This is a genomic window from Campylobacter sp. IFREMER_LSEM_CL1085 (assembly GCF_025772235.1).
Taxonomy (GTDB): domain Bacteria; phylum Campylobacterota; class Campylobacteria; order Campylobacterales; family Campylobacteraceae; genus Campylobacter_D; species Campylobacter_D lari_D.
The window spans coordinates 83,956-91,684 of record NZ_JAKMRU010000005.1 but is presented as its reverse complement, the minus strand read 5'-3'; the positions used below and the strand labels follow the sequence as shown (position 1 = coordinate 91,684).

Annotated in this window: 7 protein-coding genes; 5 read left to right on the top strand and 2 right to left on the bottom strand. The window is 30.2% G+C overall.

Annotation, left to right across the window (positions count from 1 at the left end):
* Positions 1 to 2,095 (bottom strand): S8 family serine peptidase (locus L8W56_RS03550; protein WP_263659457.1); only part of this gene is annotated, 2,095 nt, incomplete at its 3' end.
* A 91-nt stretch (positions 2,096 to 2,186) separates the two neighbouring features.
* Positions 2,187 to 3,407: a metal-dependent hydrolase gene (locus L8W56_RS03545; protein ID WP_263659456.1), complete on the bottom strand. Its 1,221-nt coding sequence runs from the start codon at positions 3,405 to 3,407 to the stop codon at positions 2,187 to 2,189.
* 88 nt (positions 3,408 to 3,495) lie between these two features.
* Between L8W56_RS03545 and aroQ the strand changes: the two genes are divergently transcribed.
* Genes aroQ through flhG form a run of 5 tightly spaced genes read left to right on the top strand, consistent with a single transcriptional unit; the run spans position 3,496 to position 7,722 of the window.
* Positions 3,496 to 3,978, top strand: coding sequence for a type II 3-dehydroquinate dehydratase (gene aroQ, locus L8W56_RS03540; protein ID WP_263659455.1), 483 nt, complete (start codon positions 3,496 to 3,498; stop codon positions 3,976 to 3,978).
* A complete protein-coding gene (locus L8W56_RS03535) occupies positions 3,975 to 5,000 on the top strand; it encodes a M24 family metallopeptidase (RefSeq protein WP_263659454.1) in 1,026 nt (341 codons plus the stop codon). Before aroQ ends, L8W56_RS03535 begins: the two co-directional genes overlap by 4 nt.
* Before the next feature lies 1 nt (position 5,001).
* Positions 5,002 to 5,475: a 2-amino-4-hydroxy-6-hydroxymethyldihydropteridine diphosphokinase gene (folK, locus tag L8W56_RS03530; protein ID WP_263659453.1), complete on the top strand. Its 474-nt coding sequence runs from the start codon at positions 5,002 to 5,004 to the stop codon at positions 5,473 to 5,475.
* A gap of 8 nt (positions 5,476 to 5,483) precedes the next feature.
* Positions 5,484 to 6,866, top strand: a complete 1,383-nt coding sequence (gene flhF, locus L8W56_RS03525; RefSeq protein WP_039667960.1) for a flagellar biosynthesis protein FlhF — start codon at positions 5,484 to 5,486, stop codon at positions 6,864 to 6,866.
* Positions 6,859 to 7,722 carry a flagella biosynthesis ATPase FlhG gene (gene flhG / locus L8W56_RS03520; protein WP_263659452.1) on the top strand — a complete coding sequence of 288 codons (864 nt, stop codon included), beginning with the start codon at positions 6,859 to 6,861 and terminating at the stop codon, positions 7,720 to 7,722. The genes flhF and flhG overlap by 8 nt, the downstream gene beginning before the upstream one ends.
* Positions 7,723 to 7,729 lie beyond the last annotated feature (7 nt).

Sequence of the window (7,729 nt, the reverse complement as noted above, 5' to 3'; positions counted from 1 at the left end):
CAGGTTTTGGTTCAGGTTTTGGTTCAGGTTTTGGTTCAGGTTTTGGTTCAGGTTTTGGTTCAGGCGTGGGCTTATTAATACTAACTTTATCTTCATCTAATACAGCAACAAAATCAATACTATTGTTTCCTGATATTTCAACTTTTTCAAAGTCATTTATATTATTTTTTAATCCAGCTAAATTTATAGTAATTACATTGCCGCTAGTGTAAAACATAGGTAATGGTATGTATTGTAATTTACCACCTTCTATTTGATAAGAATTTGCTATAAGTTTAGAATTACCATTATTTCCAAAATCAAGCTGCAAAACAGCATTGTTTTTTTGGTTATATAGACCTTCTACAATTAAATCACTTAAGTCTTGATTTCCAGGTCTCACAATTCCTTGATTGTATAAATTATTTTTTATTAAACCATTTCCACTAAATTTACCATTAGTTAAAACTTTAACCTCCCCACTTATAATTCCTTTATTATTTTGTGTTTTTATTAGGGAAAGCTCACCCTCTTTTACTATAGTTTTACCAAGATAGGTATTTTCTCCACTTAAAATTAACCTCCCTTGACCATCTTTGATAAATCCAATATTTAAATTTTGTATTTCATCTTTTGGAGAATTTAAAGCATCGAGTCTATGTAAACTATCATCCCATTTTTTTTGAGATATGTCATTGCTAAAAGTCGCGTTATATCCTTGAGTATTTATAGTATAGTAAGCTTCTTTTTCGCCATAAGTATCGGTAATATCTTGTGAATTTAATCTATTTGCATCTAAAATTCCTATACCATTTATGGCTTTTTCAATGTCTAGAATGCCTTGTCCTAAGATTTGTTCTTTTTTGAGAGTTTGTATTCCTTTGTAGTCTTCATTGGCATTTTGCATAAGTGGATATTTGTCGATTAGATTGTTTAATATCTTATCTGCTTCAAAACTCCAATATCCAGCATCTATCAAATCTTGTTTTATTTTATTTTTATCATCAGGGATAGGCATATCTATATAAATAATAGTATAATAGGATTGTTTTCTTCCATTGGAAGTATTAAGAAGTTGAGTTTCTTTTACTGTTAGTTTTGGAGTTTTGTAATTTTTATTTGCTGTACTTAATAAAACATCAGCTATTTGTTTTCCATTTAAAAAAGGGAATTTTTCTGACACTAAAGCAGCAGCTCCACTTACCATAGGAGTTGCCATAGAAGTACCACTCATTTTAACATATAAATTTTTATCAGGTCTTCCAAAAATGGGTTGTATATTATAAGCAGCATTAACTGAATTAACAAAACTTCCAGGTGCTACTAATGAAAAATTTTCAACTCCTTTTAATCCATTGCTATACGATGCTATAGCTTTAGAGGATAATATAAGTTTTCCATTTTCATCTTTTGTAATTTTAGAAGAATCAATGGCTCCAATGCTAAGCCATGATCTTAAATTTTCATCATAATAAGGAAGAGTAGCATTAAATCCAGGTGATACTATACCCTCATTTCCAGCTGCAAATAGTATTAGAATGTTTTTTTCTTTTGCTAACTTTATAATCCCATCAAGCGGTTTATTGTTGTTTGCTAAATTTAAAAAATAATTAGAATTTTGCTTTTTAAGATCTGATACATACCATCCGAGCTGACTCATTCCTACTATTGGATATAATTGTGTATTCCAGCTATTATTGATTATTTTTATTTCTTTATCTTTAAAATAATCATAAATATTATAAGGAATTATTTTTTGACTTCCATTGTTATAGCCAAAAATTTGAATTCCATACATTTTCGCATTGTAAGCAATCCCATATGGTTCTTTAATGTTTTTAAAATTACCAAGTATAATTCCTGCTACATGTGATCCGTGAGTGTCTACTGTTAGATCAGGAGTATAAGGTTTATTATTTACTGTTGAGTATTGTTGCTCTATGATTTGTCCTTGCAAACTAGGATGATTTGCATTAAAAGCAGAATCTATAATACCTACATTTATATTTTTTCCTGTGATATTAAGATCGTGTGCTTTATGAACATTAATAACTTCAAAATCATTTAAAGCTAAAATTTGAGTTATAAAAATAAATATTATTAAATATTTTTTCATATGACTTTCTTAAATTTTATTAAAGATTCTTATAATTTTTAAGTATAACAGAAATATTTTAATTTTGATTAGAAACTCTTGTTTAAGATATTTATATTATTTCTTTTCCTTCTATAAAAAGTTTTAACACTTCTTTGCTTTGTAAGATAAATTGCAAAGGAAGTTGTTTTAAATTTGCACTATTTGGTAAAGCAAAAAGACTAAAATCAGCTATTTTGCCTTTTTGAATTTGACCTAGGTTTAAATTTAAGGCTTTTGCGGCTTTATTTGTTGCCATTAAAAGTAACATTTTGGCAAAATTTTCTAACTCTAAATCATCATGTATAAGTAAATTTGCTCTCATTTCATCAAGCATGCTTAAAGAAGTATTTGAACTTAAGCCATCGGTTCCTAGATGGATATTAATACCATTTTTTAAAGCAGATTTTAATTTAAAAGTATTTTTACTCAAAAGCCTATTTGAAAAAGCACAATGCGTGATTGAGTGCAGATTTTTATCTAGCAAATTCCATTCTTTAAAATACACGCAATGTGTAAATAAAGTCCTTTGATCTTTAAAAAGTTCTAAAAAGCTTTGCGGAGTGTAAAGTGGCATAGGATTTTTGCTAAATTTAGCCAAGCTCTTTTTAAAACCACCTTTTTTAAACCTTAGCCAGTTGTTTTCATGATTGCTTTCAAGAAAATGTGTGCTTAGCAAATGATCGTTTTCTCTAGCAAGTTTTATAGCAAATTTAGCAAGCTCTGGATGGGTTGAGTAGGGTGCATGCACTGAAATAGCAGGGATAAATTTAGAAGTTTTAAAGCTCATGCTTTTTTTATAGCGAGTTAAAAATTCCTCTTTTTTTGCTTGGATAAAATTTTCATTTGAACCTAAAATTTCATTAAAAAATATCACTCTAGCTTGTGAATTTACACAAGGGTTTAAATCGCCCCCAAAGCTTGAAATTTCTCCTATAGTAGCAGTGCCGCTTTTTAGCATTTTATGAATATTTTGTGAGATTAATTTTTCTTTGGCTTTTTCGTTTAATTGCTCGCGGTTATTAAAAACGCTATCAAGCCATTTTAAAAAGTCTCCAAAGACTAAATTTCCATTATTTGCACTAAATTCTAAATGCGTGTGTGGATTGATAAAAGCAGGTAAAAGTAAGGTATCTTTTGGAGTTGGTATAAGCTTAGCTTGTGGGTAGGATTTTTGTAAATTTTCTAAGCTATCAATTTCTAAAATATTATCATCAAAAAGAATAGCTTTTTTTTCTAAAATACTAAATTTATCATCACAAGTTAGGATGATTTTGGGTGCTATTATAAACATTTTACCTCCTTTAAAAAGGTAAATTGTAGCTAAAATTTAGCTTTAAAGTGTTATAATATAGTAAATTTTACTAAATAAAGGTTAGATTATGAAAGTTATGGTGATACAAGGACCAAACATTAATATGCTTGGTGTAAGAGAAACTCACATTTATGGTAATATGAAAATGGAAGATATCCACGAGCAAATGAAACAAGCTGCAAAACAAGCTAATGTGGAGATTGAGTTTTTTCAAAGTAATTTTGAAGGTGAGTTAGTTGATAAAATTCAAGAATGCTTAGGCAGTGTAGATGGAGTGATTATTAATGCAGCTGCTTATGCACACACTTCTATAGCAATCCGCGATGCAATTGCAGCGATTAATATGCCTGTGATTGAAGTGCATATTAGCAATACTTACAGAAGAGAAGAATTCAGACAAAAAAGCATGATAGCACCAGTTTGTGCAGGTAGCTTGGTAGGTTTTGGTCCTTTTGGTTATCATATGGCTTTAATGGGACTTTTCCAAATTTTTGATCAAATCAATGCATATAAAGCAGCTCAAGCAAAAGCACAACAAGCAAATCAATGAATTTTATCTTAAAAAACGAAAATGCACTTTTTTATGAGTGTGGCTATTCTTGCGATAATGCTTTATTTTTAAAACTTGAAGATAAAGCTTTTTTCATCACTGATGCAAGATATAGCTTTGAAGCTAGTGAAATGATAAAAAATGCTAAGGTAGTTTTAGCACAAGATCTTTTTGCTAGTGCTAGAGAGCTTTTAGAAAAAGCAGGGATTGATAGAATATGTTTTGACCCAAAAGACTTTAGTTATTTTGAATTTAAAGAACTTAGCAAAAGTGCAAATATCGTTTTTGAAGAAAAATTAGACTTGAGTAAAAACAAACGCATTATAAAAAATGCCAAGGAATTACAATTTTTGCAAAAGGCTGTAAATTTTGGTAAAGAATGTTTTGAAGAATTTGCTAAATTTATCAGCCAAGAAGGCCATGGAAAAAGCGAAAAAGAATTACATTTTAAAGCATGTGAAATTTTTCAAAAAAAAGGTGCTTTAGGACTTTCTTTTTCACCTATTGTAGCTATTAATGAAAATGCGGCTAAAGCACATGCTTTACCTAGTGATAAATGTTTAGAATATGGAGATTTGTTATTAGTTGATGCGGGTGTGGTTTATCAAAGGTATTGTTCTGATCGCACAAGAACGGCTTGTTTTGATGAGAGTGGCATAGTGTTTGATAAAAATAAGCCAAATTTTAAAGACAAAGAAATTATGCAAATTTATGAAGTGGTTAAGCAAGCCCAACTTCAAGCTATAGAAAAAGCACGCGTTGGTATGAGATCAAGTGAGCTTGATTTTATCGCAAGAGAAGTGATTAAAAATGCAGGTTTTGAAAAAGAATTTATTCATAGTTTAGGACATGGAGTGGGGCTTGATATACATGAGTTACCAAACATTAGTCCAAGAAGTGATTATGAGTTAAAAGAGGGTATGGTATTTACCATTGAACCTGGAATTTATATCAAAGATAAACTTGGCATTAGGATAGAAGATATGGTTTATCTTGATAAAGAAAAGGCAGTGGTGTTATAACTTGCTGATTAAAGGGGCTAGAAGGTTAGAAAAAATTCGTTTTTTTCCTTTTTATTCAAAGGCTGATAAAAAAGGAAAATACATAGCCATTATAGGACTTGGAAGCAATATAGAAGATGAAAAAAAACGCTTTCGGAGTTTATTTAGGCTTTTAATGCAAGATAAACGCTTGCAAGTATTGCAAACATCGCCATTTTTGATTAATAAAGCTTTTGGCTTTGAAGAGCAAAAAGACTTTACTAATGCAGTGATGGTTGTAAGCACAAGTTTGCATGCAAGAGCACTTTTAAAAGTTTTGTTTTTTTATGAGTTTAAATTCAAAAGAAAAAGAACTTTTAAAAATGCTCCTAGAACGCTTGATTTGGATTTGTTGTATTTTTCAAAAAAAGCGCGTAAAGATGAGTATTGCATAGTACCTCATGTGGGGGTAAATGATAGAATTAGCGTAACTTTGCCTTTGGGCTTGTTAAGATAAGGAAAAATATGGGACAATTGATTCATACTTTTACGGTTGAAAGCACAGATGAGATTATACCTAAGGTCAAGCAAGATTATGGCGATAAGGCTTTGATAGTAACTAATAAGCAAATTCGTCCAAAAACTATCAATCAAAAGCCTTTGTATGAGGTTATAGTGGCGATTGAAGAAGCTGATTATGAAGAGCATTTAAAACAAAATAATTTGCCTATGCCACCAAAGAAAAAACCAAACACAGCAAGTTTTCCTGAGGCTAAAATTCAAGCTCCAAAACTTGAAGATGAAAAAAAAGAAGAAGATGTAGTGCTTGATTTTTCTTCGAAAGCTAAGCAAAAACCTATTAATCCTTATTTAAATACAAGCAAAAAAGATGATAATTTTTTAAATTTAAAAAACAAACTTTCTCAAGTTAGTTCAGAAATTAGCAAGGTTTCAAACTATCAAGATTTTTCTATGCCAAATCCAAATTATGATAAAAAAATAGAAGCTTTTGAAAAACAAATGAACAAGCTTAATGATAAAATGAATTTGCTTGTGGATATGATGTGGGATGATAAGGCAGATTTACGCAAAGAATTAGCTATACCACCTGAGTTTGCAAGTATTTATAAGCAAGCTAAAGCAAGCGGTATGCAAGAAGCGCATTTAGAAGCGATTATGAAAGCGACTATTGAAAATATGCCAAGCACCATGAAAGCAAATCAAGAAGCAGTGCAAAGGTATTTTTACTCACTTTTGCGTAATATGCTTCCATGCCGTTTAGAAAGTGAAATTAAAAAGCAAAAAATCATGATGTTAGTAGGTCCAACAGGAGTAGGTAAAACTACAACTTTAGCAAAGCTTGCTTTTCGCTATGCTTATGGAGATAGACGCTATAAAACCGGTATTATAACTCTTGATACTTATAGAATAGGCGCAGTAGAGCAACTTTTCCAATATGCTAAGATGATGAAACTTCCTATTATTGATAGTATAGAGCCAAATGACTTAGATGATGCGATTAGAAGTTTAAATACTTGTGAGGTTATTTTAGTAGATACAACCGGAAATTCACAGTATGATAAGGCAAAACTTGAAAAAACAAAAGAATTTTTATCGCATTCTAATGCGCAAATTGATGTGAATTTAGTGCTTTCAGCAAATACAAAATATGAAGATTTATTAGAAACTTATAATAATTTTTCATTTTTAAATATAGACACTTTAATCATTACAAAATTTGATGAAACAAAAGTATTTGGAAATGTGTTTTCTTTGCTTTATGAAACTAGCACTCCGATGAGCTTTTTTTCCATAGGGCAAGAAGTACCTGATGATATAGAAGTGGCTAATAGCGACTTTTTAGTGCGTTGTGTGTTAGAAGGTTTTAGAAGGGATGAAAATGAGTAATCAAGCAGAAAAATTAAAAGATCTAGTAAAAAATGAAAACTCAAATGCAAAACATACTCATTTTATCGCAGTTACTAGCGGTAAAGGTGGGGTTGGAAAAAGTACTTTTAGTGCAAATTTGGGTAACATCCTAGCTAAAAACGGATATAAAGTAGGGCTTTTTGATGCAGATATAGGGCTTGCAAATTTAGATGTGATTTTAAATGTGCGTGTAGAAAAAAACCTTTTACATGTTTTAAAAGGTGAATGCTCACTAGAAGATATTCTAATAGAAGTCAAGCCAAATTTATGGCTTATCCCAGGTGAAAGTGGCGATGAAATTTTAAAATATAATGATAAAAATATTTACGAGAGATTTTTAAATCAAACAAGTATTTTAGATGATTTAGACTTTTTAATCATTGATACAGGAGCAGGTATAGGTGGCAATATAGGGAATTTCTTAGAAATGTCTGATGAGGTTATTGTCATAACTGTACCTGATCCTGCCGCAATTACCGATGCTTATGCTACTATAAAAACTACTTCAAAGACTAAAGAGAATTTATTAATGGTATTTAATGTAGTTAGAAATGAAAATGAGGCTTTAAGAATTTTTGATAATATTAAAAAAGTAGCAGATATTAACATTAAGCATAATTTAAATTTAGAATTTTTAGGATTTTTAGGTCAAAGTAAAGATATTAGTTCTAGTATTAAAAAAAGAACTTTATTTAGTGATGATGATACTAATGCAAGCGATGAGCTAAAAGCCATAGCTTCTAAGCTTTTATATAGGTTGGAACAAAAAGTGCTTAATAATGTGGGAGATAAAAGCATTATGAGTTTTTTCAAAAAGCTTTTGGATCGTTTTTAGATTGAAG